This is a genomic window from Microbacterium sp. Ru50, from assembly GCF_002920555.1.
GTDB classification, from domain to species: domain Bacteria; phylum Actinomycetota; class Actinomycetes; order Actinomycetales; family Microbacteriaceae; genus Microbacterium; species Microbacterium arborescens.
The window spans coordinates 861,206-886,540 of record NZ_PQSV01000001.1 but is presented as its reverse complement, the minus strand read 5'-3'; the positions used below and the strand labels follow the sequence as shown (position 1 = coordinate 886,540).

The 25,335-nt window shown below is 66.8% G+C and carries 23 protein-coding genes, 1 tRNA gene and 1 pseudogene; 16 read left to right on the top strand and 9 right to left on the bottom strand.

The window, feature by feature from the left end; genetic code table 11:
* Positions 1 to 6 precede the first annotated feature (6 nt).
* From argH to C3481_RS04205, 5 genes are all read left to right on the top strand, one after another.
* A complete protein-coding gene (gene argH / locus C3481_RS04225; protein ID WP_071918341.1) occupies positions 7 to 1,437 on the top strand; it encodes an argininosuccinate lyase in 1,431 nt (476 codons plus the stop codon).
* Positions 1,438 to 1,515: 78 nt separating this feature from the next.
* Positions 1,516 to 2,160 (top strand): SatD family protein, encoded by a 645-nt coding sequence (locus C3481_RS04220; protein ID WP_103840919.1) that lies wholly within the window; start codon positions 1,516 to 1,518, stop codon positions 2,158 to 2,160.
* Complete coding sequence (locus C3481_RS04215; protein ID WP_064956899.1) at positions 2,157 to 2,852, top strand: hypothetical protein; 696 nt, start codon at positions 2,157 to 2,159, stop codon at positions 2,850 to 2,852. The genes C3481_RS04220 and C3481_RS04215 overlap by 4 nt, the downstream gene beginning before the upstream one ends.
* 48 nt (positions 2,853 to 2,900) lie before the next feature.
* On the top strand, positions 2,901 to 4,205 hold the full coding sequence (tyrS, locus tag C3481_RS04210; RefSeq protein ID WP_103840917.1) for a tyrosine--tRNA ligase: 1,305 nt from the start codon (positions 2,901 to 2,903) through the stop codon (positions 4,203 to 4,205).
* A gap of 9 nt (positions 4,206 to 4,214) precedes the next feature.
* Positions 4,215 to 5,009: a DUF4184 family protein gene (locus C3481_RS04205; RefSeq protein ID WP_103840915.1), complete on the top strand. Its 795-nt coding sequence runs from the start codon at positions 4,215 to 4,217 to the stop codon at positions 5,007 to 5,009.
* Between the two features lie 54 nt (positions 5,010 to 5,063).
* On the opposite strand, the gene C3481_RS04200 is transcribed toward C3481_RS04205, so the two are convergent.
* A complete protein-coding gene (locus tag C3481_RS04200; RefSeq protein WP_023951692.1) occupies positions 5,064 to 5,432 on the bottom strand; it encodes an RNA-binding S4 domain-containing protein in 369 nt (122 codons plus the stop codon).
* A 22-nt stretch (positions 5,433 to 5,454) separates the two neighbouring features.
* Positions 5,455 to 6,072: a GNAT family N-acetyltransferase gene (locus C3481_RS04195; protein ID WP_103840913.1), complete on the bottom strand. Its 618-nt coding sequence runs from the start codon at positions 6,070 to 6,072 to the stop codon at positions 5,455 to 5,457.
* Between the two features lie 141 nt (positions 6,073 to 6,213).
* On the opposite strand from C3481_RS04195, the gene C3481_RS04190 reads away from it, so the two are divergent.
* Positions 6,214 to 6,287, top strand: a tRNA-Pro gene (locus tag C3481_RS04190).
* On the opposite strand, the gene C3481_RS16405 is transcribed toward C3481_RS04190, so the two are convergent.
* The gene (locus C3481_RS16405; protein WP_219817638.1) at positions 6,279 to 6,779 is read right to left on the bottom strand and encodes a PIN domain-containing protein; all 501 of its coding nucleotides are present in this window, start codon (positions 6,777 to 6,779) and stop codon (positions 6,279 to 6,281) included. The two genes, C3481_RS04190 and C3481_RS16405, sit on opposite strands and share 9 nt — an antisense overlap.
* Positions 6,780 to 7,457: 678 nt before the next feature.
* On the opposite strand from C3481_RS16405, the pseudogene C3481_RS04170 reads away from it, so the two are divergent.
* A pseudogene (locus tag C3481_RS04170) lies at positions 7,458 to 7,847 on the top strand (site-specific integrase); the annotation flags it as partial.
* A 23-nt stretch (positions 7,848 to 7,870) separates the two neighbouring features.
* Here the strand turns inward: C3481_RS04170 and C3481_RS04165 are convergent.
* Positions 7,871 to 8,749: a recombinase family protein gene (locus C3481_RS04165; protein ID WP_258039082.1), complete on the bottom strand. Its 879-nt coding sequence runs from the start codon at positions 8,747 to 8,749 to the stop codon at positions 7,871 to 7,873.
* Between the two features lie 271 nt (positions 8,750 to 9,020).
* Here C3481_RS04165 and C3481_RS04160 point away from each other — a divergent pair, with 271 nt between their 5' ends.
* Positions 9,021 to 9,833, top strand: coding sequence for a Hachiman antiphage defense system protein HamA (locus tag C3481_RS04160; protein WP_103840909.1), 813 nt, complete (start codon positions 9,021 to 9,023; stop codon positions 9,831 to 9,833).
* The gene (locus C3481_RS04155; protein WP_103840907.1) at positions 9,830 to 12,796 is read left to right on the top strand and encodes a DEAD/DEAH box helicase; all 2,967 of its coding nucleotides are present in this window, start codon (positions 9,830 to 9,832) and stop codon (positions 12,794 to 12,796) included. Before C3481_RS04160 ends, C3481_RS04155 begins: the two co-directional genes overlap by 4 nt.
* A 545-nt stretch (positions 12,797 to 13,341) precedes the next feature.
* Here the strand turns inward: C3481_RS04155 and C3481_RS04150 are convergent.
* Entirely contained in the window at positions 13,342 to 14,580 is a 1,239-nt protein-coding gene (locus tag C3481_RS04150; protein WP_103840905.1) for a hypothetical protein, read from the bottom strand.
* A gap of 1,465 nt (positions 14,581 to 16,045) precedes the next feature.
* Here C3481_RS04150 and C3481_RS04140 point away from each other — a divergent pair.
* The gene (locus C3481_RS04140) at positions 16,046 to 16,333 is read left to right on the top strand and encodes a hypothetical protein (protein WP_023951689.1); all 288 of its coding nucleotides are present in this window, start codon (positions 16,046 to 16,048) and stop codon (positions 16,331 to 16,333) included.
* Here the strand turns inward: C3481_RS04140 and C3481_RS04135 are convergent.
* A complete protein-coding gene (locus C3481_RS04135; protein WP_181021881.1) occupies positions 16,326 to 17,282 on the bottom strand; it encodes a HAMP domain-containing sensor histidine kinase in 957 nt (318 codons plus the stop codon). The two genes, C3481_RS04140 and C3481_RS04135, sit on opposite strands and share 8 nt — an antisense overlap.
* 206 nt (positions 17,283 to 17,488) lie before the next feature.
* The gene (locus C3481_RS04130; RefSeq protein ID WP_064956894.1) at positions 17,489 to 18,148 is read right to left on the bottom strand and encodes a response regulator transcription factor; all 660 of its coding nucleotides are present in this window, start codon (positions 18,146 to 18,148) and stop codon (positions 17,489 to 17,491) included.
* 139 nt (positions 18,149 to 18,287) lie between these two features.
* On the opposite strand from C3481_RS04130, the gene C3481_RS04125 reads away from it, so the two are divergent.
* From C3481_RS04125 to C3481_RS04110, 4 genes are read left to right on the top strand one after another with little or no spacing between them, the layout of a single operon-like run.
* Positions 18,288 to 18,941, top strand: coding sequence for a hypothetical protein (locus tag C3481_RS04125; RefSeq protein ID WP_023951683.1), 654 nt, complete (start codon positions 18,288 to 18,290; stop codon positions 18,939 to 18,941).
* Positions 18,942 to 18,970: 29 nt separating this feature from the next.
* The gene (locus C3481_RS04120) at positions 18,971 to 19,972 is read left to right on the top strand and encodes a peptidoglycan-binding protein (protein ID WP_146053617.1); all 1,002 of its coding nucleotides are present in this window, start codon (positions 18,971 to 18,973) and stop codon (positions 19,970 to 19,972) included.
* Complete coding sequence (locus C3481_RS04115; RefSeq protein WP_023951679.1) at positions 19,965 to 20,600, top strand: ATP-binding cassette domain-containing protein; 636 nt, start codon at positions 19,965 to 19,967, stop codon at positions 20,598 to 20,600. Before C3481_RS04120 ends, C3481_RS04115 begins: the two co-directional genes overlap by 8 nt.
* On the top strand, positions 20,597 to 21,661 hold the full coding sequence (locus C3481_RS04110; protein ID WP_103840898.1) for a hypothetical protein: 1,065 nt from the start codon (positions 20,597 to 20,599) through the stop codon (positions 21,659 to 21,661). The genes C3481_RS04115 and C3481_RS04110 overlap by 4 nt, the downstream gene beginning before the upstream one ends.
* 11 nt (positions 21,662 to 21,672) lie before the next feature.
* Here C3481_RS04110 and C3481_RS04105 read toward each other — a convergent pair whose 3' ends face one another.
* Entirely contained in the window at positions 21,673 to 22,311 is a 639-nt protein-coding gene (locus C3481_RS04105) for a TetR/AcrR family transcriptional regulator (RefSeq protein WP_103840896.1), read from the bottom strand.
* A 428-nt stretch (positions 22,312 to 22,739) separates the two neighbouring features.
* Between C3481_RS04105 and C3481_RS04100 the strand changes: the two genes are divergently transcribed.
* Positions 22,740 to 23,666: an NAD(P)-dependent oxidoreductase gene (locus tag C3481_RS04100; protein ID WP_103840894.1), complete on the top strand. Its 927-nt coding sequence runs from the start codon at positions 22,740 to 22,742 to the stop codon at positions 23,664 to 23,666.
* 46 nt (positions 23,667 to 23,712) lie between these two features.
* Positions 23,713 to 24,399 (top strand): ScbR family autoregulator-binding transcription factor, encoded by a 687-nt coding sequence (locus tag C3481_RS04095; RefSeq protein WP_071918331.1) that lies wholly within the window; start codon positions 23,713 to 23,715, stop codon positions 24,397 to 24,399.
* On the opposite strand, the gene C3481_RS04090 is transcribed toward C3481_RS04095, so the two are convergent.
* Positions 24,396 to 25,328, bottom strand: coding sequence for an AvrD family protein (locus tag C3481_RS04090; RefSeq protein ID WP_103840892.1), 933 nt, complete (start codon positions 25,326 to 25,328; stop codon positions 24,396 to 24,398). The two genes, C3481_RS04095 and C3481_RS04090, sit on opposite strands and share 4 nt — an antisense overlap.
* Positions 25,329 to 25,335: the final 7 nt, after the last annotated feature.

Here is a 25,335-nt window from a genome sequence, read left to right as displayed (position 1 = left end):
GGAGCGATGAGCGCAGACACGTCAGGCGGCACGAACTCCGGGGCTCTCTGGGGAGCCCGCTTCGCCTCGGGCCCCGCGCCCGAGCTGGCCCGCCTGAGCCGATCGACGCATTTCGACTGGGCGCTCGCGGGGTACGACATCGCCGGATCGCACGCTCACGCGAAGGCGCTCGCCGCGGCCGGGTATCTCACGCCCGACGAGGAGAGCCGCATGCACGCGGGGCTCGACTCGGTGCTCGCCGCCGTGCGCGACGGCTCGCTGCAGCCTGCCCCCGGCGACGAAGACGTGCACGGCGCTCTCGAAGCCGCCCTCATCGCGACCGTCGGGCCGGAGCTGGGCGGCAAGCTGCGCGCCGGACGCAGCCGCAACGACCAGATCGCCACGCTCGTGCGCCTGTACCTGCTCGATCACGCCGAGGTCGTCGCCCGCGACATCCTGCGGGTGATCGACGCCATCGTCGGCCAGGCCGAGACCCACTCCCGCGCGATCATGCCCGGCCGCACCCACCTGCAGCACGCGCAGCCGGTGCTGCTCGCCCACCACCTGCAGGCCCACGCCTGGCCGCTGCTGCGCGACCTCGAGCGCCTGCGCGACTGGTCGGCGCGCGCCCGGGTCTCGCCCTACGGCGGGGGAGCGCTCGCCGGCGCGACCCTCGGGCTCGACCCGCAGCTCGTGGCCACGGAGCTCGGGCTCGACCGGCCCGCCGACAACTCGATCGACGGCACGTCGTCGCGGGACGTCGTGGCCGAGTTCGCCTTCATCGCGGCCATGATCGGTGTCGACATCTCGCGGTTCGCCGAAGACATCATCATCTGGAACACCCGCGAGTTCGGCTTCGTCACGCTCGACGACGGCTATTCGACGGGGTCGAGCATCATGCCGCAGAAGAAGAACCCCGACATCGCCGAGCTCGCCCGGGGCAAGGCCGGCCGCGTGATCGGCAACCTCTCGGGTCTGCTCGCGACCCTCAAGGCGCTGCCGCTCGCGTACAACCGCGACCTGCAGGAGGACAAGGAGCCGGTCTTCGACTCGATCGAGACGCTCGAGGTCGTCCTGCCCGCATTCGCCGGCATGGTCGCGACGCTTCGCTTCGACGTCGACCGGATGGCCGAGCTCGCGCCGCAGGGGTTCTCGCTCGCGACCGATGTCGCCGAGTGGCTCGTCAAGCGCGGTGTGCCGTTCCGCGAGGCGCACGAGATCTCGGGCTCGCTCGTGCGGCTCTGCGAGGAGCGGGGCATCGAACTCCACGAGGCGACCGACGACGACCTCGCCTCGATGTCACAGCACCTGGCTCCGGAGGTTCGAGAGGTTCTCTCGCCCGAGGGATCTGTCGCGAGCCGTGACGGTATCGGCGGAACCGCTCCGGTGCGGGTCGACGAGCAGCGTGCTGCATTGATCGCTCGCGCTCAGCAGGCCGTGCGGGTGTGGCAGCTCTGATATCAGCCTCGGACTGATATCTCTCGAACATGAGCGAATGACTTATATCTCCGAAATATAAGTGATAACCTGATCGACATGTCGATCGCCGTGATCGCCGACATCGTCGGTTCCCGCCTGCTCGTGGATCGCAGCAGCACCCAGACGCGGATCGAAGCCGCGATGGCCGAGATCGATCGCGTGCTCCCCGTCGCCGCTTCGCCGATGCGTGCCACGTTCGCCGACGAGTTCCAGGCGGTCTTCGACGAGCTCGATGACGCGCTGGCCTGGCTTCTGCTTCTCCAGCTGGTCCTGCCCGATGAGGCGTCGCTGCGCTTCGGGCTGGGCATCGGCGACGTGGGGTCGGTCGCATCCGAGAGTGCGGACATCTCCGACGGGCCGGGCTGGTGGCGCGCGCGAGAGGCGATCGAACAGGTGCACGCGATGCAGGACCGCGCGGTTCCGCGCGCCCGCACCCGCATTGTCGGAGGGGAGGACGAGGATGTCGCCATGGCCGACCGCATCCGCTTCGCCAACGCCTACGCGCTCGCCCGCGACGAGATCGTCGGGGGCATGTCGGAGCGCGCCCGGCGCCTGACCTACGGCCGCTGCCTCGGACGCACCCAGGGTGCCCTCGCGAAGGAGGAGGGCATCACGCAGTCGGCGGTGTCGCAACTGCTCGCCTCGTCGGGAGCCCCCGCGGTCGTCGCCGGCTACGCGGCGCTGACGGAGCGCTCGTCGTGATCGGCGCGGGGCTCATCCTCCTCGGTGTCGGCGCGCTCGACCTCGCCCGCAAGCGGCTGTCGGGCGCGAAGCTCGGGATCGTGCTCGTGGTTCTCGGCGCCGCGCTGCTGCCCCTCGCCGCTTGGGCGGGCGCCGCGGCCTGGTGGTTCGCGGCCGTCGCGGTCGCAGCCGGATGGGCGGCGGTCACCTCGACGCGCGAGCCCACCCGGTGGGGACTGTGGCCCGCGGCGCTCCTGGCGGTCGTCGTGGCCGTGGCGGTCGCCCTCATCGGGGTGCGCGATGGCCAGGGGCCGCTCGAGAGGGTCTGGCCGATCGACTCGCCGCTGGGCGTCGTGAGCCTCGACCTCGCCATCGCGCTGGCGGGCGCGTTGGTGTTCCTCGTCGAGTCGGGAAACGTCATCGTGCGGGCGTCGCTGCGGGGCGGTGTCGTGGCCGCCGAAGCGGCGAACGAGCTGAAGGGCGGGCGCATCATCGGCCCCCTCGAGCGCGTGCTCGTCTTCGCGCTCACCCTCACCGGGGCGTTCACGCTGCTGGCCGCCGTGCTCGCGGCGAAGGGCATCGTCCGCTTCCCCGAGATCTCGCGCGACCACGACGGGGGAGACCGCGCCGAGTACTTCCTCGTCGGAAGCCTCGTCAGCTGGGTCGTCGCCCTCGGCGCGGCCTTCCTCATCTGGTGGGGCACCGCCGCCTGAGCGCCGTCGAGGCGGGTCGCGCCGTGCGCCGCTGATAACCTGAAGCGCGTGTCTGATGAAGCCCTGACGACCGCCCCCGTGGCGCTCGATCCCGCGTTCGAGAACGTGTGGGACGAGCTGGTGTGGCGCGGTCTCGTGCATGTGTCCACCGACCAGGAAGCGCTGCGAGAGGCGCTCGGCGGAGACCCGATCACGTATTACTGCGGCTTCGACCCGACGGCGGCATCCCTGCACCTCGGCCACCTCGTGCAGCTGTTGACGCTTCGCCGTCTGCAGCTGGCGGGGCACAAGCCCCTCGGTCTCGTCGGCGGCTCGACGGGCCTCATCGGCGACCCGCGTCCGACTGCCGAGCGCACGCTCAACTCGCGCGAGACCGTCGCCGAGTGGGTCGACCGTCTGCGCGGTCAGATCGAGAAGTACCTCAGCTTCGAGGGCGACAATGCCGCCCGCATGGTCAACAACCTCGACTGGACGGCGCCGCTGTCGGCCATCGACTTCCTGCGCGAGATCGGCAAGCACTACCGCGTCGGCACGATGCTGAAGAAGGATGCCGTCGCCGCCCGTCTGAACTCGGATGCCGGCATCAGCTACACCGAGTTCAGCTACCAGATCCTGCAGGGTCTCGACTTCCTCGAGCTCTACCGCCAGTACGGCTGCACGCTGCAGACGGGTGGATCGGACCAGTGGGGAAACCTCACCAGCGGCACCGACCTCATCCACCGCGTCGAAGGCACCTCGGTGCACGCGTTCGGCACGCCGCTGATCACCAACAGCGACGGCACGAAGTTCGGCAAGAGCGAGGGCAACGCCATCTGGATCGACGCCGAGCTTACGAGCCCGTACGCGTTCTACCAGTTCTGGCTCTCGACCGCGGATGCCGATGTCGTCGAGCGCCTGAAGGTGTTCACGTTCCTCAGCAGCGCTGAGATCGCCGAGTACGAGCGCCTCGTCGCCGACGAGCCGTTCCGCCGTGCCGCTCAGAAGCGTCTGGCGTTCGAGGTCACCGCGACGGTGCACGGAGTGGATGCGACGGCGAAGGTCATCGCGGCATCCGATGCGCTGTTCGGCCAGGGCGACCTGACCGCTCTCGACGCTGCCACGCTGCGCTCGGCTCTGCAGGAGCTTCCGCACGCCACGGCGTCGGCCGGTGCCTCGGTCGTGCAGCTGCTCGTCGACACCGGGCTCGTCGGCAGCCTGTCGGAGGCCCGTCGGGCCATCGCGCAGGGCGGCGTCTCGATCAACGGTGCGAAGGTCGACGACGAGTCGGCCGTCGTCGTCGGCGACCTGCCGGGCGGTGTGGCCGTGTTGCGGCGAGGCAAGAAGACGCTCGCGGGCGTCTTCGTCGAGGACTGACCCGACCGGATGCCGTTCACCCCGAGCCACGCCGTCGTCGCGCTGGCGGTCGTTCGCACACCGCTCGTGCCGGCGGCCGTGGCCGTTGGGGCGATGGCTCCCGACCTGCCGTTGTTCGCCCGCGGGATCGGCATCAGCTACGCGCAGACGCATGCGTATCCCTGGCTGACGGTCGTGATCGCGGGTGTGCTGCTGCTCGCGTGGTGGCTGCTGCTGCGCCCGGCGGTGCGTGAGCTCGCGCCGGACTGGCTCGCGGGAAGGCTGCCATCGGCGTGGGATTCCGCGGGTGGCGACGCGCTGCGAACGGTCGTGCCGGGGTCGGGGCGCGGCCGGTCGGTCGCGGTCACGGTTCTGCTGGTCGTGGTGTCGCTGGCACTCGGCGTGCTGAGCCACATCGCCTGGGACGCCTTCACCCACGAGGGGCGCTGGGGCGTCGAGCTCCTCCCCGCGCTGGCCGAGCGCTGGGGACCGTTCCACGGCTACCGGTGGTTCCAGTACGCATCGAGCGCGCTCGGTCTGCTGGGGCTCGCGGTGGCGGGTGCGTTCTGGCTGCGGAAACGGTCGTCGGCTCCGGTGCGGCGGGTGCTGCCCGGGGCGGTGCGGGTGGTCTGGTGGGTGTCGCTGCCGGTCGCGCTCGTCGCGGCGTGGCTGATCGGCCTCGCCGCGTACGGCCCGCTCACGACGGAGTGGACTGCGCAGCACCTCGCGTACCGCGTGCTGCCGCCCGCGTGCGCCATCTGGGGAGTGGTGACGCTCGTGCTGTGCGTCGTCGTGCAGGTGGCGCGCCGCCGCGCCGCGCGGTGAGTGTCGCGGGCTAGTCGTCTGGGCGGCCCGTGGTCGGGTGCCGGAGGTGGCGGGTCAGTCGACTCCGCGCAGTCGGTCGATCTCGCGGCGTTCGCGTTTCGTCGGTCGGCCGGCGCCGCGATCCCGGACGGCGAGCATCGCCATCGGCTCGCGCGGGGGAGTGCGGTCTTCCAGGGCGGTGGCGGCAACGGGCGCACCGACGCGCTTGGTGAGCGTCTGTCGGACGACGAGGATGCGGTCGAAACCCGCGATCCGCACTCGTAGCTCGTCGCCGGGCTTCACCGACTGCGACGCTTTGACCTTTTCCCCGTTGACCCGGACGTGACCGGCGCGGCAGGCCGTGGTCGCCGCTGAGCGGGTCTTGTAGATGCGGACCGCCCACAGCCACGAGTCCACACGGACAGGAGCGTCGGATGCGGTCATGCGTTCCATTCTCGCCGAAGCGTCACGGGTGCTCTCCGGTGCCCGTCTCGTGGGTGTCGGCGAGGTCGAGCGAGACGACGGCGACGTGCGGCTTGGGGCGCGCGACCTCGCGGAAGCCCGCGCTGAGGAACGTGGAGAGAGCGCCGTGGTACAGCTCGTTGGACGTCACCTTTCGCCCCGCATCCGGGTCAACGGGGTACGCCTCGACCACGCGTGCGCCGTTCTCGCGGGCGAAGGCGATCGCGGCATGGAGAAGCGCCGCGTTGAGGCCCGAGCCGCGATGCTCCTTGCGCACCGCGAAGCAGCTGACGGCCCAGACATCTGCGTCATCCCAGGGCTCTTCGGTCGCGCCGGCGTAGGCGCGTGTCTTGCTCAACCGGATCTGACGGGTACGCGGGCCGACACGCACCCAGCCGGCGGCCTCGCCGTCGACGTAGGCGATGAGGCCGGGGGAGGGCGCGGCATCCACTTCGCTTCGGAAGGCTGAGGCACGGCCGTCGATATCGGTGCGCTGGAAGTCGGCGTTCGTCATCGTCCACCACTGGCACTGACACTCGTGCCCATCGCCGCCGCCGCTCATCGCGTGCTGGGCATCGCTGAAGCTGCCGGGCGTCACCGGCACGATCGTCGTCTCGCTCATGGCCAGAACGTACTGCCCGCCTCGGACAGCGGGCAACGAGCGGTCGTCGTACAAGCCCCGCAACGCGCCCGGGTGCGCCGGTTCGCGAGCGGGCTCAGGACCGGTTAGGATAGGGGAGTTGTCCGCGTGCGGACAGCGGACCGGGATGTGGCGCAGCTTGGTAGCGCACTTGACTGGGGGTCAAGGGGTCGCAGGTTCAAATCCTGTCATCCCGACGGTCTGAAGCCCTGATGAGAAGCAATTTTTATCAGGGCTTCGTCGTTTCTGAGGGTGGTCAATGCCTGGTCCACTCGGCCGATCCGGCTGATCTGCCCCGACACGGGCGCACGAGAGCGACCGAGTCGGGCGCGTCGATGGCGAGACGGTCGAGCACGTCGTCCGGCGCCCCACGCCACGGCGATCGCGGCGACGATCCCGACGACCGTATCCGGACGATTATGGTGCAGCGTGGTGAGGAAGTCGTCGGGATGCTGCGCTTCCAAACCCCAGGCGCTCAGCCGCTCGATGGGGAAGCCGCGGAGATTGCGGGTGACGATCACCTGGGCCTCGGCGTGGATCGCGGCGGCCAGGACTTGCCGGTCGTCGGGGTCGGGAAGGTCCAGCTGGTCGATCAGGTGCTCGTAGCCGGTCACGGTCACGTCGTGGATCGCATCGTCCATCAGACGGCGCCGTGGGATATCGCCATCGCGCGTGATGAACTCGCGCACGTCTGAGAGGTCAGCGGTTCGGAGGCCGAGGGCACGATTCGCGCCAATGAGACCTCGCTTGTCTCGTCGTAATCGACGGGGACGGGCGCAGATGTGAAGTGGACCAACCAAGTGACCAACAGCTCGCAAACCCTGCAAAACACGACGCGCGGGCCACGCTCCTGAAACATAAAACCCCAGGTCAGGTGGGCTATGAACCCTATTCCTACCACCTGGGGGTCAAGGGGTCGCAGGTTCGAATCCTGTCAGCCCGACCGAGAGGTCCCGGAAACTCAAGGGTTTCCGGAACTTTTTCTGTAGGTGGATGCGATCCGGTCATCGAAAACCCATCACTTTGGCCCCCGCGGCCCTCTCGGGCCGTCCCGCTCCGGTAGCGGAGCGACCGTGCCGGTTGCTCCCGGTTCGTGGGTGGGAGCAGGACGCACCTGTTCGGTATGGACACCGAACACAGCCCTGCCGGCAACCCCTGGGGCATGGTGCCGCTGCTCGACGTCGGCGAGCTCGCCGCCTACCTGGGCGTGCCCGTCTCCACCGTCTAGGACTGGCGCACCCGCGGCCTCGGTCCGCGCGCGTATCGCTTCGGGAAGCATCTGAAGTTCGCGCTCTCCGACGTGCGGATCTGGATCGAGCAGCAACGCGACCCCGAGCCGCCAGCACCGGCGGACGGGCGGTGACCCGATGAGCCGCCAGCGCCTGACCATCGGCACCTTCGGGGAGATCGGCCACCTCGCGAGCCCCAGCGGGCGGGTCGTCGCGCGCGTCCGCTACCGTGACTGGGACGGCAAGACCCGGCTCGTCCAGGCGACCGGAAACACCCGGAAGTCCGCCGAGCGGGCGTTGAAGGCGAAGCTCGCCGACCGGAGCCTCTTCCAGCCGTCGTCCTCGGCGCTTACCCCGGACAGCCCGTTCTCGGACCTGGTCGCGTATTGGCTCGAAGACCTCGAGCTCGAAGACCGCCTGTTGAAGCGCACCCTGCAGCTGTATGAGCGGAACATGCAGGCCCTCGTCATGCCCGCCTTCGGGAACCTGACCTTGCGGGAGATCGGCGTTGCTCACTGCGACCACTTCCTCAACCAGCTCGCGAAGCAGAGCTACAACCGCGCCAAGCAGGCCCGCGTTGTGCTCCGTCTCGCACTCGGACTGGCTGTGCGCCACGAGGTGCTGCCACGCAACCCAATGGACCACGTCTCCCGGCTGCACCGGCCGGCAGCGACGCCGAACGCGGGATCGCGGGGGAGCGAGAGAGGGCGTCGGCCGTGTCCGCAGTCCTCGCTCACCGAGCGCGTCCGCCAGACGCGCGACGCCCCATTCACCGGTGGCATATGCCTCGAACGCTCAGATGTGATGTGCGGCGCCCGCTCCGCGTCGACCCTGACGGTTCGATACTCACGGCCGTCATCGGTCTGGACGCGAACGTTGCGGTACCCGATGGGTGCGCGGTTCGGGGTCCCTCCCTGGAGGACTTTCTGGCGCATTCCCTTCATCACCTCGTGCCGGAGGTTTCGAGAGTAGAACTCCGCGATCGACGCCATGATCCCGTGCAGAAGGACACCGTTCACTGAGCTGTCGATGCCCTCGGTGCTGGATACCAGACGCGCGCCGGATGCGTGGATCGCCTGAGTTATCGCAACGTCGTCGGCCCGCGATCGTGCCAGACGATCGAGCTTATGTACGATGACGTAGTCGACCTGATGTTCCCTCAAGCACGCGAGCATCTGTTGGAGTCCCGGGCGGTTGGTGTTGCGCCCCGACTGGCCGCGGTCCACGAACTCGGCCGCCACGAGCGCCCCCAACCCGTATGCCTGACGTTGGTTCGCGTCTCGCTGGGCCGGGATGGAGAAGCCCTCTCGTGCACCTCCGCGATCTGCCTGATGAGCAGTAGAGACGCGGATATACGAAACCGCCGACCTCAGCGGGGACGGGTCAAGGACAGAAGTAGCAACCTGAAGGAGATCGCGGGCTTTGTTCATTCAGCCAACAGTGGCCGACGTGCCGGACGACATGAGATCGATACCGGTGCCAGATGTCCGCGGAATCCAGCGGGTTGCACGTACCGCCGCATCCTGTCCGTCTTGACAAAGGAAGTCGGGGGCCGCTGGTTTCTGCACCTGGCGAGCAACGGAGACGCTGCGGCTCGGTTCTCTCCGGGCTTCCCAGCAGACTGGATTGAAATTTATCTCGTAGTGTCGGGTTGGCAGACGGTGTGTCTTGGTGAATTGGCTGCGCGGATAGGGGTTTGTTGTGCTGGAGCTAGAGCTCGATTTCGAGGCCCTCGGGGCGGTCTTCTCGACGACCCAGAGTGCGCCGTTCGCGGTGATCGAGATTGAGGTAGAGCAGGCTGCGACGTTCGCGGATCGTCTGGGCGTTCCGGTGCGGCGGTGCTACATCTCTGATCCGAGTCTGCAAGCCCGAATCGCGGAGACGTCGGTGTCTGCTCGCACGATCATTGAGTCGAAACTTCCAGATCGTGGATCGACGATGGCGGGTGACTTCGGTGAGATCCTTACGGCGCTGTTCCATGCTGCGAGCGAGCATCCCGGGGTCGTTCTGGACCCGAAGAAGTGGCGGTTGAAACAGGACCGCACGAAGCCTGCTCCCGGTTCTGATGTGGTGCAGATGATCCTTCCGCAGTGGCCAGCGGCGTCGGCAGATGATCGGATCATCTGTGCTGAGGTGAAGACGAAGTCCACCAGCGGTACGTCGACGCCCATCGCCAGTGCGATCGCGGACTCGGAGAAGGACAGCTCACGACGGTTCGTGAAGACGCTGAACTGGCTCAAAGAACGAGCGATCGACACGGGGTTGTCCACTATCTCGATCGAGCAGCTGGACAGATTTATCCACCCTGTAGACCATCCGGAGGCGACACGGGAGTTCCGCGCGGTGGCAGTTATCTGCGCGAGCCTGGTCGCCGACGAGTTGATCGGTGTGGTCCCCCCTCCCCCTAGCGAGCGGGCGTTGATCGTGATCTCGGTCCCTGACTTGAAGGAGACCTACGAGCGGGTCTTCGACGCCGCGCTGTTGACCTCAGAAGACGTCGAGGATGTCGCGTGAGAGAAAGCTTGGGTCGGTGGATCGCAGATGCGGAGACACAGCAGACGATTGTGGACTTCCGGTTGTCGACCCACCTGGGACAACTTGATTACCTCGACAATCGCAAGACGGACCTGTACTACTCTCTGGTCGGCGAGCTGTTCGACATGGTGCGTGCCGGGGGCGGGGAGCCGCTGGATTGGGCATCGCTCGGTCGTGCACTTGAGACGGTGAGCCGGGATCTACGGGACGGTGCTCGTGCGGATGGGTTGTTCTTTGCGGCGGTTGCGTTCTACCAGGGCGGCTATCCTGCCTCGGCGGTGATGACGATGCGACTCGCCGATCCGCAGTTCTGGGATGTCGATGCCCAGCGGGCGGCGTACGAGCTCCTCACTCGGTCTGCGAATCCTGTTTCTTTCTCGACGCAGGTGCTGGTCGACGCGGTCCGAGCCGGGAACACGAGCATTGTCAACGAGGTGGTTGTCGCCGCGCAGGAGGAAGCGGGGCGCGCGCTGGATGTTGGTCCTGACGAGTGGGTCGCCCATCGCCTGTATGCGGTTCTGGTTGAGCGCTTCCAGCGCACGAATCTTCGCGCGGTTCTCCCCGACGGGGCGACGCGGCGGTGGGATCCTCTTGTGGAGTCGTTCCTAGACCGCACGCAGCCGGTGTGGGACTTCTTCCCGTCGCAGATGGAAGCCATCAATGCGGGACTGCTGACGAGTTCTGAATCATACTCATTGCAGATGCCGACGGGAGCGGGCAAGACCGCGCTGACAGAGACGCTCATCTTCGACCATCTGAGCCGCTTCCCAGAGAGCAAGGCGGTGCTGTTGGTTCCGTACCGGGCGTTGGCCCGTGAGCTGCGCGGCAGTGTCGGCCGGCACCTGACGGCGATGGGGTTACGGTCGCGGACGGTGTACGGCGGAACGGTTCCGGGGATCGAGGAGAGCGATGATCTGGAAGAGGTCCGCGTCATCATCGCCACGCCGGAGGCTTTGACCGGGCTCGTCGGCGCTCACCCCGAATTGCTGTCGGAGATCTCGCTGGTCGTCTGTGATGAAGGGCACCTTCTCGACAGCGAGTCTCGCGGAGTGGGGCTGGAGCTGCTACTGGCACGGCTGAAGGCGCGAACCCCGGCCCCGCGGATCGTGTTCGTGTCAGCGATCGTCCCCAACGTGGAAGAGATCAACACTTGGCTGGGCGGCTCCGACGGTACGGTGGTGCGCAGTGAGTATCGGCCAGCGGTGGCGGAGTTCGCGGTGCTGCGCCCTTCTGGTTCGGGTCGACAACGCAAGGTCGGACTGGAGCTTCACGAGCCGTCCACCTCGTTACCGTCGCACACATTGCCGGAGTTCCTGGGCCTGGAGGATTTTCAGTTCACGAACCCGTCGACGGGGCGGCTGAACAGCTACGACTACGGTTCTACGAAGACCTTGGCGGTGGCCACAGCACGGAAGGCGCTGACGTTGGGTCCGGTCGCTGTGTTCGCGACGGAGAAGGGCGGTAACCGGGGCGTTCTGGGCCTTGCCAACGAGCTCCTCAAGCAGATCGCAGCAGGTCTCGACCTGCCGAAGCCGATGGCTTATGTGACGGACGACGCGGCCGTCGAATCAGCGGTGGCGTATCTGACCAGAGAGTTCGGCGACGACTGGGTGGGAACGCGGGCACTCCGCGAGGGCGCGATCGTTCACCACGGCGACGTGCCACAGGAGACCCGCGAGGTTCTCGAGGAGCTGGTTTCGGACCGGCGTATACCTATGGTGTTGTGCACGAGCACGTTGGCAGAGGGCGTGAATCTGCCGTTGCGGACGATGGTTCTCTACTCCGTGAAGCGCAGCTCCGACGGAAGCGCACCCGAGGCAATGCTCGCCCGCGACATTAAGAATCTGGTCGGTCGAGCAGGGCGGGCGGGAAGCTCGACACGCGGGCTGGTGGTCTGCGCGAACCCCGATGACTGGGCGGTCGTCAGCCCTGTCGCAGAAGGACAGCCCGGTGAACCGGTTGCGGGAGCGTTGATCACCTTGGTACAGAGGTTGGAAGGCGCGCTTGCCCGCCAGCAACTGCAACTCACCAATTGGGTGCTGGAAGCGAGCCCAGTGTTGTTCTCCCTCGTCGACGGGATTGATGCGGCGCTAATCGAGCTGATTCGAGACGAGCTGGGTGCGGAGCAATTCGTCAGCATCGCCGAAACGCTCGCCGCGGAGACCTTCGCTGCGGCACGGGCCACGGAGCAGGAACGGCAGATGCTGTTCAGTGTGTTCGAGCTCCGCGCGCAACGCCTAGTCGAGATGCGGGCGTCCGGGCGCCTCTCGCTGGCGCAGGAGACGTCGGCACGACCTCGTCTGGTCGACGCAGTGCTCGATGGGCTCCTGCCCCGGTATGCGGACTGGGAGAGCATTGAGTCACCACTGGACCCTAACCTGGTACGCCTCGTTGTCGACTGGGCACTCGAGCAGCCCGGGTTCACCCGGGAAGCGGAGACCGTGTACTGGCGGACGGACGTAACCGACCTCGCTGCATCCCTGTCTGAGCTACTGCTGGCCTGGCTAGAGGGGCTGCCGTTCACAGCGCTCGCAGCACGCGCAGGAGTCAGCATTGACGTGCTGCTGCGCATCCACGCCAAGCTTGTCTTGTTCGACTTGGTGACCCTGGTAGAGCAAGCAGTGGCTATCCTCCAGCAGCACCTGACGTCGGAGGGCGTCACTCTCGCCCCAGCGGTTACCTCGTTCCCCGACTTCCTGCGGTTCGGTGTCTCCACCGCGGCTGCTCGTGAGCTGATGGCCAAGGGTGTCCGACACCGGGCCGCCGCAGTGAAACTTGGCGCGCACTCGGCGATGAGCTCGTCCGGGAACTTCCTTTCGCTTTCAACCCCGTGGACGATCGCCCGGGACCTTCTCGCGGACACTGACACATGGCTTCCTCGCCTGGGTGATCTGGTCTACCAGCGCACCGTTGCGGACGTGGCAATCAGGGGGCTCATCTAGCGGTACTTCTTTCGGAGCTGAAACCCTCCGTCTAGCAACTGTGTGGACGCGCACGTGCTCTGAAGCCAACCTGCTTCTGGAATGACGGCTGTGACCGCTCCGACCACCAGCTGATCTTTCTCGGAGCGTCGCGATACGTCTGGGCGTCGCCTCAATGTAGACCAGCTTGACCTTGACCTTGACCTGCTCGGCGAACTCCGGCATTCCGAGGAGCGGGCGCAGTGCGTCACGTGAGTCGCCGTGGATGAGCAGGTTGTCGGAGGGCGTACCGCTCAACTCTCCGGTGCCCCGTCATTGAGGACGCGCATCTCATCCGGCCGTCTGACGCGCCGACGCTGGGTGGATGAATCCGTCAGCCACGCACGAGCGATCGCGCCGCACAACTTCCTGGAAGAACTCATCGCGCCCGAAGTCATACGGAGGAAAGAAGGAGCTCATCAGAACACCGGCCATCGGCACTCTTCTGCGTGTCGCCAACGCCACCGCGAGCAGCGCCTGAAGACGCGCGCGGTGCCTCAGTACGGTTCAGTATCACTCCTTCGCGGTCATGGGTACGCATCGTCGAGTGAACGCTCAACATAGTCGCCGACGAGGGACCACCAACTGGAGTTGCGGTCTGCGCTGGAAAGCCCAAGTACTAGGGAGCCCGGCGGCATATCGGATTGGTCGGCAGCGATCGCAGCAATCTCGATGAAGGGAATGTCTACTTGGCTCGCGCTGAGCTCCGGCTCGTCGGCCAACCATCCATGATGGTCATGGCGGGGAGGCCTCAGTAAGTCCAGGATCGTGGGGAGGGTCTGGCGGACGAGGTTGTCCAAGTCCTTGGGGTGACCGGGCTTCTCGAACAAAATCATCGAGACGCCGCTTCGCGCGCGGAGAGGCAGCAGGCCCGGGAAGCGGTGCTTGCGGTCCTCAAGGATCCGTCGAAGCCGTCGTTGGAACTCTTCGGACTCGCCCCGCTCAGGGATCGTCCCAAGATCGAAGATGTACGGGGAGTGGGCCAGGCGGGAGCGCGCAGCTCTCCACACGCCGAACCTGTCCACAGGTAGGTCCGTGAACAACGAAGAGAAAACGAAATCGACGTGCTTCTGTTGCCGGGCCTGATCGCGATAGTCGATCTGGTTCGCTATCTGCCGGAATCGTGCCCCCTGTTCCTCGTCATCGGGGTCGAATAGCGTCTGATAATCCAGCAGTACGTCTCGTTCGAAGTCGTCGTAGAACGGGGAACGCCGACTCTCGCCGTAGACCGCTTTGTGAGGGTCCCACGCCTCTTCGAGACTGTTCGCCGCGCGCAGATCGTGCAGCACGCTAGACCGGGGCTGCGCAGTGATCGAGATGCTCGCGCCCGGGGGTTCCACCACTTTCGTCACGGGCAGTGCATCCTCACCCCAGAAAGCAAGCGATTCAGGATCGTTGAGGGGACGTCCGATCCGGGCGAACAGCAACTTCACCTGCTTGTCGTCTCGGTACACGAGGCCCGCCAACTCGTCCAGCAACCACTTGCACGCGCTGTCGATACGTGCCCCGTTGCGTGAACCACTGTTCACGAAGATTTCGAGCGCGATGTCCGCCCGTGGCTTGGGCCAGTTTGTCTGCTTGCGCGCGTAGCTGGTGAGTGTGTCGCCCTCGAACGCGAGCCGTAGGGCTTGCCGCGCCTTCTCTTGTGACCCCCTCCGCATCTTCTTCGTTGGGGCCTCGGTCTTGACCGTCACACGAAGCGACGCCGTCCGTCTGCGGTGCAGCCGAATGTGTTCGCCGGCATCGCTCTGCCAGAAGTGGGTCACAAATCGATTGTGTACCACACCGTCGACACGGCCCGCGGCGGACTCTGTGAGTCGACATCATTGCTGGGGTTCAGCCCTTCGCACGGCAGCGGCGGAGTGCTGTGCGAGGAGACGTCATCGCAACAAGGCCGAGATCGGCAGTCGACAACCGTCCCGACCATGACGACGGGGCAGGCCGTGGGCGCGACTAGCGGCAATTCGCTATACCAACGTCCCGCGCGTCAACGAACCCGCTCGCGTCACCGCGGGTCTATCCGCGCGTTGACCGGTGGCTGAGCGTGCGTGGAATCGCTTACGTGAGCCCCGGGTTGTCGTTGCGCGGACAGGACGAGTCGTGCGTGGCGTCCAGTGCGCGTATACGCCGCTCGGTGCTTGCGCCATAGCGACTCGCTATGCGCACGACTAGCGACGCTTCGGCGGGCTGAGGCTTCCGAACGCGCTGCGCAGTCTGTCAACCTCCCGTGTCCGAACGACTCCGCGCAGTTTGACGACGCGCGCTGGCCATCACGGTGACCAGAAACCCTCCGAAGCGCCGTCATCATTCGGTACTCACTTCCCTGGAACGGCCGCCATGATAACCGCCAACGCACGGGAATTCTCAGCGATTCGCCGCCCAGCCGAGATTCGCCTCGAGCCCGTCAGTTGTTCTTGGCGCGAGTCCGAAGCCCGGCCCATCAGGAACCCACCTGAATCAGCCGCCAAGAACCACCACCGACCGGCTACAATCGGATCAAGCGAACCGCCCGGTTCCCTGTAAACACAAGGGAATCCGCGAGTTTCCGAGACGATCGGCGGAGACCGGAAGTCGACCGGATCCTCCAAGGGGTCGCAGGTTCAACTCTTGTCGTCCCGACAAACAAGGCCCGGATTCCTGCTGAATCACAGGAATCCGGGCCTTTCGTCGTTTCGTGCTGGTTCCGAACCGTCGTGTTATGCACGAGCAGCTGTTGCAGCTCGATGGAAGCGCTCCAAACCCGCGGAACCTGCCGTACTTCTCCCAGGCCGACCCCAACATGGGGCTGATTGCGAGCAGCGGTGACGAGTTCACTGGTGTGCCGTGGGGCCTCGCCCAGCACCAAGAACCCGAGTGGCTGCGCCTTAGCCAAGCGCGTCGATGAGAACGGCCGAGGTGCACTGTTCGACCAGCCGACGGCCGACGGCGCCGAGATCGAAATGAAGTATCTCTGGATCCTGCTCTACAACGAGCGCGACGGCATGGTCTATCTGGAGCTGTCCCGCGCGAAGTCGACGGCCGGCAAGGGGATCGACGGCTGGCTTGACCGCATCATCTCCCGCCGCTTGACCTCGCGCTCGGCGCTTTCTCGTTCGATGAAGACGAGGTCTGGTAAACCGACCTCGGGCGTGAGCGAAAAACATACATGCTTGTATGTATGTTTTCGTTCTGCCAGGGTGAATCTCACCGGCAGGGTGCCGGCCCAACCTCACTCACAAGGAAGTGGTTCACATGAAGACGAAGTTCAAGAAGGGTTTCGGGGCGGTCGTCCTCGCGGCGTCTCTGGCCGTCGGCGGTGCGCTGAGCGCCGCCCCGGCTTACGCAGGACAGAGCGGCACGTGGTTCGCCGGTCCCTTCAACGCCAGCGCGGAGCACGATGTGTGGGGCGGCACACAGGGGCTGTCCTTCGCCAAACACGGCTGCAAGACGGCCACCTCGGGCTGGACGACCAGCGGCGGATACGCGTGGGCAGCCTGTGGCGTGGACACGGGTAGCTACGCCTACAACTCGTTCAGGTGATCGCCTGAGTGGGCTGAGCTGAACGGAGGCCGGGGGTCGCATCCCCGGCCTCCTCTGTTGCCGGCGGGAGGCGAAGGGTGCCGACGAGGCCGCCTTCCTGGCGCGGTTCCAGTTCGAAGGTACCGCCATGCTGACGTGCGATGCTCGCAACGATCGACAGCCCGAGTCCGTGCCCGGTGACGTCGCCAGCGCGTGTCTGGGCGCCGCGGCTGAACGGCTCGAGCAACTGTGCGACCTCTTCGTCCGTGTAAGCGCATCCATCATTCGCGAAGCGGGCGGTCACGGCCGTGGGCGACGCGGTGACTTCGAAGGTCGCATGCCCGTCGGCTGGGGCGTACTGAGCGGCGTTTCGCATCAGATTGTGCACGGCCTGGGTGAGCAGTGTCTGATCCCCGTCGACGATGGCGACCTGGTCAGCTCTCACCTCGAAGCTGACGCCACGGGCCGCGAAAGCCGGGGCGAGGTCGTCGGCGAGGATGCGGACCACCCCTGCGACGTCCACCGGGTAGCGCCTGTCTTCGGGGAGGCGCCGGGTCTGAGCGAGCAGAAGGAGGGCGTCGATCGTCTCGTCCATGCGGGTTACGTTCCGGAGGGACCGGTCGACATCCTCGTCATGGGCAATGCGGCCGCCGATCGACTCCAGGGACGTCCGTACGACGGCAAGTGGGGTGCGCAACTCGTGGGAGGCGTTCGCGGCGAACCGCTCCTGCTGGGCGAAGGCGTCACTGAGCTGGCTGAGGGTGTCGTCGATCGTGTCGGCGAGGTCCTTGATCTCGTCATCAGGCCCGCGGAGGGCGAGACGCTCGTCCAAAGTGCTGGCGGTGATGCGCCGGGTGTGCTGGGTGATGTCGGAGACGCGGCGCAGGGAGGCCCGCGCTGCGCGATAGGTGAGGAAGGTGCCGAGGGCGGTGATCAGGGCGAGTGCGGAGCCGGTGACGGTCATGGTCATCGTCTTCGCCTGGTTGGTGAGTCGGAACACGGCTTCCACGACCTCCGGGGCGGAGGAGGCTCCGTTTTCGGGGACGACGGTGATGCTCGAGGAGGCGACAGAGGTCAGGGACGCCCAGACCGCGACGAAGACCAGAACCGAGATCGCGGTGAAGATCGCTGCGGACCGCACGGCGATGCGCGCGGCGAGAGAGCTCCTGCGGGACATCAGCTTGTCTCCAGTCGATACCCGAAACCGGGGTCATGGACGATGAGGTCGGGAGCGAGCTTGCGGCGCAGCGAGTGCATCGTCACTTTCACGACGCTGCGGGAGATGTCGTCGGGGGCGTCCCAGGCGACGTCGAGTAGGCGTTCGACGGTCAGGTGCCGTCCCTCGGCGCGGGCGAGTGCCTCGATGACGGCGAATTCCTTGGGGGAGACACGGATGCTCCGGCCGTCGAAGATGACGTTACCGCGGGCTCGATCGACGGTGAGCGCGCCGACGGTGATCTCATCCGAGATGGGCGCGGTTCCGCGCCTGCGGAGCGCCCGCAGGCGGGCGGCGAGCTCCTCGTACGCGAATGGCTTGGTGAGGTAGTCGTCTGCGCCGAGGTCGAGCCCGGTGACGCGATCGCGCACGGTGGTCAGCGCGGTGAGCATGATGATGGGGATGTCCTGACCGGAGGTGCGGATCTCGCGGCAGACGCTGTCTCCGCTCATGCGCGGGAGGTCGCGGTCGAGGATGACGGCGTCGAATTCGTAGTCGATGAGGCGGTCCAGTGCCTGGACGCCGTCGTACGCGGGGGTGATCGTATATCCGTCGCGGGCGAGAGACATGGTGATCGCTGCGGACAGGTCGACGTTGTCTTCGACCAGCAGTATTCGCATCGCGTGCTCCCTTCCTCAGGTACATACGCAGTCTTCCCGGAGGCGGTTAGGGCCAGGTTAGGAGAGCGCTAACCGTACCGAGACCCGCCGTGGATAGACCGGTAACACCACGGCAATTCAGAGGAATCGGAGCGTTCTCATGCGAACAACCACAGCATCAACGCGGGTCGTCACCGGCATGGTGGCACTCGTCCTCGCAGGCTCGGCGCTGGTCGCCTGTACCTCCGGAGTGGACGGCGAAGGTCAGGCTGCTCCGGAAGGCGAGCGTCTGGCGGGTAGCTTCGAGGAGCTCTTGGAGCAGTACCTCGAAGGCGAGGAGAACCCGTACGTCATCGACGTACTCACGAGCGCCATCGACACCGGCGGCATCACGCAGGCTCAGTATGACGAGGCGCATCGCATGTACACCGAGTGCATGGTCAACGCCGGCTACGAGGAGGAGCACAAGCGCCTCGCCTCCGGCATCATCCAGATCACGCCCCCGGAGATGTCCGCTGAGGAAGCGCAGAAGTACATCGACACCGCCGGGGAGTGTGCCGACGAGCTCGCGCCGATCGAGGCCCTGTACCGAGCGCAGCAGGGCAACCCCGACCTGCTCAGCAACGGCGAGGAGATCGTCGTGGCCTGCTTCAAGCGCAACCAGGTCGTCGAGGCCACGTACACGACCACCGACCTCGCCGAGGACCTCGAGAACCGCTTCGAGGAAGCGGAGTACGACCCGAACGACGCCACCGTGCAGGAGTGCTTCTCAGCAGGCGGCTACGCCGTCGCATTCGAGGAGGAGGAGCAGTGACGTCCCGCCGGACGGTCTCACTGATCGCTGTGACCACACTGGTGGTTATCGGCGCGGCAGGTTCCCTCGGGTACGCGCTCCGACCAGTCCCGGAACCCGAGCTGCTGCGTGCAGGCAGTGAAGAGACATCGGCGCCGGTGGTCGCGCAGACCTTCGACGACAGTCGGCGCGTGCAGGTCAAGCTCGTCAGCGGCGCCGACCAGACCCTCGCCATCCAGACGTCGGGCACGCTGACAGCGTCCTGGTGCCGCGACGGGGGGGAGGTTACCTCGGGCACCGTCGTCGCGCACGTCGACGAGCGCCCCCTCATCGCACTGCACACTACGGTCCCGCTCTACCGCGACCTGTCCGTCGGGGACGACGGCGCCGACGTGGCCGCGCTGCAGACCGAGCTCACCCGCCTGGGCCACCTCGACGCGGAAACCGTGGATGGGGAGTTCGGCAGCCGCACCGGACGGGCTCTGCAACACCTGAGGGTAAGAGCCGGAGTCGAGGAGGGCGAGCGGTTCGCTGAGCGCGCGGAGTTCATCTGGCTGCCGTCGCCGCAGCTGACCGGCATCGCATGCGCCGTGAAAGTCGGCGACGCCGTCTCGCAAGGGAGTGCCATCGCAACATCCCGCGGGGCCCTCGAACGCGTGACGGTGCAGTCTGTCCCCGACAACCTCACGCCCGGCGACCGGACGATCAAGATCGGGTCGGTGCGGGGCCCTCTCGATGCGCAGGGAACCGCCTCCGACCCGGCCTTCCTCGCCCAGCTCGCCGGCGATGAGCGGCTGATCTCCGGCCTCGCCGAAGATCCCGGGGCGACTGTCACCGCGACCATCGCGCTCGCGTCGCCGATCGACGCCTATTCCATTCCCGCCGGCGCGCTGATCTACGACGGTGACAGCAGCTGCGTCAAGACAAGCGCCGGCACCGTGAGGACAGAACTTCTGGGCTCCTCCCTCGGCGCGGCCGTGGTCGCGTTCGAAGGCGAAGTGCCGGAGAGCGTCGCGATCGGGAGCGCGCTGGAAGGGGTGCACTGTGAATGACGGGCGTGCGGTGCGCGCCATCGGGCTCGGGCACGGCTTTCCCGGCACACCGCTGCTGTTCGAGAGCCTCGATTTCGAGGCGCGCCCGGGCGACGTGGTGGGACTGTGCGGTCCTTCCGGGAGTGGCAAGTCCACGCTCCTATCCATCTTCGCCGGGTGGGAGACGCCATCGATGGGTCGGGTCGAACGCGTGCGCATCACGCGCACCAGCTGGGTGTTCCAGAACCCGCACGGCGTCGCGCACCGGAAGGCGATCGACCATGTCGTCTTCCCGTTCCTCGCCGCGGGAAGCACGCGCGGCGAGGCCGTCGAGCTCGCTCGTCCGATACTCGCGTCGTTCAAGCTGACCGCCGTCGCCGACCGCTCCTTCCGAGAGCTCTCCGGAGGGGAGGCGCAGCGCCTGATGCTTGCCCGCGCCGTCGCGACCAGGCCCTCCCTGCTCCTTGTCGACGAGCCGACGGCGCAGCTGGACCTCCGAACCTCGGAGACCGTGAACCAGACCCTCGGTGCGGTCGCGCAGGAGGGCGCCATCGTCCTCATTGCCACGCACGACCCGGGCACACGGGATGCGTGCAACCGCGTCATCCAGCTCGAGGACTACGCCCCCACGAGGGGGGTGGCCGCATGAAGATGCGCAGCATCGCCTCCGAGGTCCTGCGGAACGTCGTCTCCGGGACCGCGCACGTGCCGCTTCTCGGTCTCCTGCTCGCGCTGACGGCGGGGCTCGCCGCGGGGGCGGACGTCGCGGCCGTCCACGGGCTGCAGAACCAGGCCCGTACGTTCATCACCGGCGGCGGGGCGACCCGCATGCTGGTCGCGGAGGACAGCGTCGACCGCGCCCGTTGCGAATCCCTCGACTGGTACCGGAGCGTGCAGGCCTCCGGTGCATTGCGTCAGGCCGAAGACCTGCCACTGGACGCACTCGCCGGCGCCGGGTTCCCTGTGTACGAGGTGACAGCCGGGTTTGCAAGCCTGCTCGACGTGGAGTCCGCCTCCGAGGGTGCTTGGGTCTCGGAGTCTCTCGCGGAGTCCCTCGGGGTCGCCACCGGTTCGACCCTCGCCACGGATGGCCGGGACCTCAAAGTCGCCGGCATCTTCGCCTACCCCGACGACGGACGTGACGCTCGCCTGGAGTACGCGATTGTCATGCCCGTCGAGGGTGCCGGGGTCTTCGACGAGTGCTGGATGCGCGCCTGGCCTCAGGGCCCCGACGACGATGGCCTCCTCCGCCAGGCGCTCGCGTCCGAGGCAAGCACCGGGACCGAGGTGTCGCTGACTCAGCTGAACCGCAGCATGGGTACGAGCTTCACAGGCACAGCGATGTTCGACGACCGCCTCACCCGATGGGCGCCCGCGGTCGCCGCGGCCGCGGGGCTGCTCATCGGGTTCGCCGCCGTACGCGCCCGTCGCCTGGAGCACGCTTCGGCACTGCACGCCGGCCAGTCACGCGGCGCGATGACCTCGACAGCGATCCTCGAAGCCGTCGTGTGGTCTCTGGCCGGCGCCGTCTTCGCAGGAGCAGTCATCTACCTCAGTGCAGGAGCTCTCGCCCCGGAGGACGTCGCCTGGGTCCCGGCCGCCATGCTGCCGTCGCTGGTCGCGAGCTTCGGTACGGCGCTCGCGGGCGTTTTCCTCGGGACTCTCACTGTGCGCGGAGCGGACCTGTTCCGATTGTTCAAAGAGCGATGAACGCCGTCAGATCATCGCGCGGCTGTCGGCGAGAGCGACGCAGTGAAGGCCTCGTATCCCTCGTCGGTGGCGATCCCCCGGATCGCAAGCGAGCTGACCTCGCGAATACGCTCGTCGAGGTCGGCCCAGCGCGTGGCGATGGCGGAGATCTCCTGCACGCCGACGAAGGTGGCCACCACGAACCGGGAGGCGGCTTCGATCTCGACGTCGGAGCGGACTTCGCCTGCCCCCTGTGCGCGCAGAAGGAACTTCCCGATGGCGTCGTTCCACATGGTGAACGACGCGCCCAGGAACTCCGGGAACTCCTCAGGAGTGTGGGAAGTGAGGCGAAGCCCCGCCTGCACCGTGACATCCGCGCGCACCAGTTCCGCCAGCCCTGTCGACACCTCGTGCAGGCCGGCGAGACCGCCTCCCGCGGAGCTGAGGACCCGCTCGCTCAGGTCGACCATCATCGCGTGCTCACGTCGGATGATCTCGAGCGCGAGCTCGTGCTTGTTCTCGAAGTGGAAGTAGAAGGCACCCTGCGTGACTCCGAGTGGTTCGATCACATCCGCGATGCGGGCCTTATCGAACGGCATGGTCGCGAAGACCCGGCTCCCGGATTCGAGCAGTGCTTCACGGGTCTCCCCGCTCCGCTGTTGCTTGCCCATATGGGGGCTGACACCTCCGACCGGAATTGGGTTCCCCCATCATGACACTCGCCGCGAGTGGGGTCGCAGGGCCTGGTGAGAACTGCCTACATGGTACAGAGATGAATGTATGACCACTGCCAACGATGCATATGACAGGGGCATGAGCCGGGACGCGAAGGGCCGTTCATGCTACGTAGTCGGCTACCGGTGTGAACTTTGCCGCTGCGCGCCCGGTACGCCGGCGTGGCCGGCATCCGTCGACGGTCAGGGGCGGCAGGAACTCGAAGGTGATCTTCGCCGTGCATGGATATTCGAGCGCCGCCGATGATGACAGAACCGCTCGCGGGAACGTGGACGTGACCGTCCCGCCTCATGACGGTCTCGCCGAACTGAGCGGATAGCTGCTTGTATGTTCTGAGGGGGTTCGAGTCGTGGTGGGGGAAGCTATGGCGAATTCAGTCGCGGTCATCGGCGGGACGGGATTCGTCGGTCGTCATGTGGCGGAAGAGCTCGCGCATGCGGGATTCGACCCGCTCATCCTCAGTCGAGGCCGGAACGCCGAATTGCGATCCGATCACAGGAGTCGCGTCGTCGATATCGCCGACGGGGCGGAATCTCTCCGCAAGGCGATCTCCGGGTCGATCGCTGCGATCAATGCGGCGAGTCACGTCGGAGATGATGCACGGGAGCAGCGCCGCGTGAACGTCGACGGCGTGACGCATACCGCCGAGGCGACGACGTCGCTCGGCATCCCCCTCGTGCACGTCAGCACGGCGGGAATCTACGGTGCACTCGCATTCTCAGGCGGCAGGGAGGGGCAGTATCCGGTTCACCCGGAGTCCGAGCTCAGCGCGACGCGAGCGCGAGGCGACGCGGTCGCATCCGCTTCAGGCGCGTCCGTGCTGCGCCCCCTGTTCATCACCGGAGTTGGGGACGGGCACTTTCTTCGGCGGCTGCTCTCCGCCCACGCCGCGCTCGGAGCATGGATCGAAGACGGTGCCGCCCGATTGTCGGTGGCATCTGCCGGCCTCGTCGCCCGGGCAGCCGTCGCTGCCGTGCGGCATCGCCTGGAAGGTGGAGCGGGTGCGGTGGTGCATGTCGTGCCGGATCGGCCCGTCGCCGTGAGAGACCTCCTCTCGCCGATCCTCGCCGAGTGGGGGAGACTTCCCTCCCGGTCGCTGAGCGCCGCCGATGCCGGCGCGGCACTCGAGGCGCGCGGTATCCCAGCGCGCAAGGTCGCGCAGTTCGCCCACGACTACTTTCTCTCGTCCGAGCGCCTCCGCGATCTCGTGCCCGATGCGGGAAGCCGCGATGTTCACCTCACCGATGCCGCGCTGTCGTGGTACGTCCAGCACGGGCGGTCGGCGCGCTGAACGTGTGAGCACCGGCCGCGGATCGGCCAGAGGATAATGGGCTCTCGTGCGCAAGGATGAAGCAAACCGCGAGGTCTCGACGGCTGTTCGGCGGACGCCGCAGCAGAGTCGGTCGCAGGAGACCCAGCGCGCGGTGGTCGAGGGGGCCGCGAACGTGTTCGACCGCGAGGGATACGGCAAAGCCAGTCTCTCGATGATCGTCGAGGAATCGGGGATCTCCCAGGGGTCGATGTACTTCCACTTCAAATCGAAGGAGCAGATCGCGCTCGCGGTCATCAACGAGCAGCACGCGCGCTCGCTCCCGTTGTTGACGGATGCCGTCGACACCTCGCCCGGCGTCTTCGAGAGGCTGGTCTCGGTGTCGCGCGCCATGGCGGACCAGCTGCGTCACGATGCCGTCGTGCGGGCCGGAATCCGGCTCGCGATGGAGGAAGGCGCCCTCGGCGCGCCGGCCGGCAACTTCTACCTCAACTGGGTCGAGATGACGAGTGCGATGCTCGCACCTGCGCTGGAACGGGGCGAGCTCACGAGCGGGCTGTCTCCCGAGACCCTCGCGAAGACGCTCATCGGCTTCTTCACCGGTGTGCAGCTCATGTCGCAGGCGATGAGTTCACGTGACGACCTGCTCGCCGGTCTCCGCGATATGTGGCTCTTTGCGGTAGACGCGATGGTGCCCCCGGCGGATCGCGATGCCGCCGTCGCCGCCGTCGAGGCAGCATTCCGGCCCGCCTAACGAGAGTAGGCGAGCGAGGCTGCAGCCTGGAGGCCTCCGGTGCCGCGCGCGACGACGTCGAACACGTTCCACCGCACGGACGCGCGGTCTATCCGTTGGGTTCGGGCGATACTGACCTCCAGAAAGAGCGGTCCGTGCAGCTGTCGACGCTCGCCGACGTCGAACGACGCGCTCCGCATCCAGATGGAGTTGGCAGACGCCCGATCCAGTCCGTCGCTGCAGTAGATCAGCGCCTGCGCCTGCTGCGCGGAGAGGCGCAGGAGGTCGAGCACGGTGACGACTCTTCGGGCGGGGGGACAGTCGGACGCGATCTCGTGCTGGAACTCGACCGAGCGCCCCGCCTCGATGCGTGTCAACCGGGACTTCCAGACGTGCTCCACGGCGCAGTCGGCGGCGAGCTCGACGGAGAGGGGGCTTCCGTCCGACGGTGTCGCCTGAATCAGCGCAGGCGGACGATCCAGGTGCGCGACGGTGCGCATTGCGCCCAGGGTGAGCCGTGCTTCGACGCCCGCCGTGGAACCCAGCGCGCCGAGCGTGCCCGAGACGGGAACGCTCTCGAGTTCGACATCCGCCGTCGTCCCCGCACGAAGACTGACGCTGCGTAAGCGCGGGGGCGTGGGCGACGAGGAACCGTCGACCGGTGCCGGGTGCGAGCACAGTGCCGCAGTCAGGACGATCGCATCGATGGAGCTGAAATGCGGCGCGGGTGATCTTCCCGTTTTGACCGTCCAGGTCTCGGGATACTCGAGGGCGGCGCGGCCTTCGAGGGCGAGCTGCTGATCGCCGGAGCGCGTCGCAGAACCGGTGAATGCTCGCGCGACGTGTCGGAATCGGCTCGCCAGGTAGCGCTCGGATGCGGGACCGAGCAGATCGTCCAGACTCGCGCCGACCGCTCCTGAGATGGCAGCGGATCGATGCGAGTAAGCCATGCGGTCA

Bases quoted from the DNA above. Each gene is read 5' to 3' on its own strand.
- argH (WP_071918341.1), top strand. From the start codon at position 7: ATGAGCGCAGACACGTCAGGCGGCACGAACTCCGGGGCTCTCTGGGGA.
- C3481_RS04125 (WP_023951683.1), top strand. From the start codon at position 18,288: ATGCGAACAACCACAGCATCAACGCGGGTCGTCACCGGCATGGTGGCA.
- C3481_RS04100 (WP_103840894.1), top strand. From the start codon at position 22,740: ATGGCGAATTCAGTCGCGGTCATCGGCGGGACGGGATTCGTCGGTCGT.
- C3481_RS04105 (WP_103840896.1), bottom strand. From the start codon at position 22,311: ATGGGCAAGCAACAGCGGAGCGGGGAGACCCGTGAAGCACTGCTCGAA.
- C3481_RS04200 (WP_023951692.1), bottom strand. From the start codon at position 5,432: ATGACCGCATCCGACGCTCCTGTCCGTGTGGACTCGTGGCTGTGGGCG.
- C3481_RS04195 (WP_103840913.1), bottom strand. From the start codon at position 6,072: ATGAGCGAGACGACGATCGTGCCGGTGACGCCCGGCAGCTTCAGCGAT.
- C3481_RS04220 (WP_103840919.1), top strand. From the start codon at position 1,516: ATGTCGATCGCCGTGATCGCCGACATCGTCGGTTCCCGCCTGCTCGTG.
- C3481_RS04135 (WP_181021881.1), bottom strand. From the start codon at position 17,282: ATGACCATGACCGTCACCGGCTCCGCACTCGCCCTGATCACCGCCCTC.
- C3481_RS04130 (WP_064956894.1), bottom strand. From the start codon at position 18,148: ATGCGAATACTGCTGGTCGAAGACAACGTCGACCTGTCCGCAGCGATC.
- C3481_RS04205 (WP_103840915.1), top strand. From the start codon at position 4,215: ATGCCGTTCACCCCGAGCCACGCCGTCGTCGCGCTGGCGGTCGTTCGC.
- C3481_RS04090 (WP_103840892.1), bottom strand. From the start codon at position 25,328: ATGGCTTACTCGCATCGATCCGCTGCCATCTCAGGAGCGGTCGGCGCG.
- C3481_RS04165 (WP_258039082.1), bottom strand. From the start codon at position 8,749: ATGAACAAAGCCCGCGATCTCCTTCAGGTTGCTACTTCTGTCCTTGAC.
- C3481_RS04140 (WP_023951689.1), top strand. From the start codon at position 16,046: ATGAAGACGAAGTTCAAGAAGGGTTTCGGGGCGGTCGTCCTCGCGGCG.
- C3481_RS04110 (WP_103840898.1), top strand. From the start codon at position 20,597: ATGAAGATGCGCAGCATCGCCTCCGAGGTCCTGCGGAACGTCGTCTCC.